At 41.6% G+C, this 1,318-nt stretch carries 2 protein-coding genes and 1 pseudogene; all 3 read left to right on the top strand.

Translation table 11 applies throughout. The features are described 5' to 3' along the window. Nucleotides 1-248 (top strand): annotated as a pseudogene (locus AKK44_RS09040) (phage tail spike protein); the annotation flags it as partial. Then, complete coding sequence (locus AKK44_RS09445; RefSeq protein ID WP_054279277.1) at nt 248-1,102, top strand: hyaluronate lyase N-terminal domain-containing protein; 855 nt, start codon at nt 248-250, stop codon at nt 1,100-1,102. The pseudogene AKK44_RS09040 and the gene AKK44_RS09445, both read left to right, overlap by 1 nt. A gap of 1 nt (nt 1,103) precedes the next feature. Beyond that, on the top strand, nt 1,104-1,318 hold a 215-nt coding region (locus AKK44_RS08205; RefSeq protein ID WP_152911093.1), incomplete at its 3' end, for a hypothetical protein.

Below are 1,318 nucleotides of genomic sequence, written 5' to 3'. Positions count from 1 at the left end.
CAAAAATGGAATCAGAGACTTTTGTTTTGGATAAAGATAGCAATGTTATTCAGACCTATCCATTCTCTTTCTCAGGAGTTTTAACTGGTGATTGGTATAAATCTAAGCAGATAGATTTAAATGCGTCAGAGGCGAAGGAAATAGCTCTTGATATGGAGTATAAAGAAATTGCGGATGCTAATAATGCAATTATTACAGGGGAGTGGTCAGAAAAGCCACAAATAAATTTAGATGGAGGAGGTAATTAATGGTCGAAAATATACCACTAAGAGTTCAGTTTAAGCGCATGACCGCTGAAGAATGGGCTCGCAGTGATGTTATCTTGCTTGAGGGGGAGATTGGTTTCGAGACAGACACTAGCTTTGCCAAGTTTGGCGATGGTCACAGCCGGTTTAGTGCACTTAAATATATCGGACCCAAAGGTGAACAAGGCCCGCGAGGAGAAACAGGACCCGCTGGAGAACGAGGGCCACAAGGTCTAACAGGAAAGACAGGCGAACGAGGGCCGAGAGGAGAGACGGGGCCGCAAGGCCCTCCTGGATCAAAAGGACAGCGTGGCGAACCGGGGCCAACGGGGAAAACGGGGCCACAAGGCGAAAAAGGCGACTCACTAAAGTTTGAAGACTTAACGCCTGAACAGATTGCTCAAATCAAAGCAAAAGATGTTGATTTGTCAGAATATGCAAAAAAACAGGAACTAGAAAAACTTGCTGAAAAATCTGAAGTTGAAAACGTCAAACGTGAATACTTGAAACAAGAAGACGCTAATGCAAACTTCGCAAACAAAAGTCACACGCATTCAACAAATGATATATCAGGACTCGAGGCTAAGCTTAACGGAAAAGCTAATTTCTCACACTTTCATAGTATGTCGGATATTCTTGGGCTAGAGCGAGCTTTACAAAACTTTACAGTACCAAGAGACGTCGTAAGACGTGCTGAGCTTAATTCTTATGCACAGATTGCAACGCTAGGTCCATTGTTGCAAAATATCGGAAAAGTACAAGATCAATCAACTGGACAGTTCTTATCTATACAAGTTGTGGATAAAGGACAAGTGCCGAAAAACACTCGAGGTTTGATTGTATTTGAGAGGTCTTAAAATGGTAGTTTTTAAAGATGCACCTTCTGTCGCAGGCGCCAACTTGTTGCTTGAAAATGGCAATTTAAACTATTACATCTACTCAGATAACTTTGAAGTTGGGAAAATTTACTTGCCAGAAAGTAGCCTAACCGACTATTTTAGTGAAGAACCTTTCAAAGCTTATCTTTTCACGGTTGATGGATTAAAAGAGTTTGCGACAACTAAGCAAAAAGC

Origin of the sequence: Streptococcus phocae (genome assembly GCF_001302265.1) — a bacterium.
Classification (GTDB): Bacteria; Bacillota; Bacilli; order Lactobacillales; family Streptococcaceae; genus Streptococcus; species Streptococcus phocae.
Note: the sequence above shows the minus strand (reverse complement) of the source record. Positions and strands in the feature narration are given on the sequence as shown.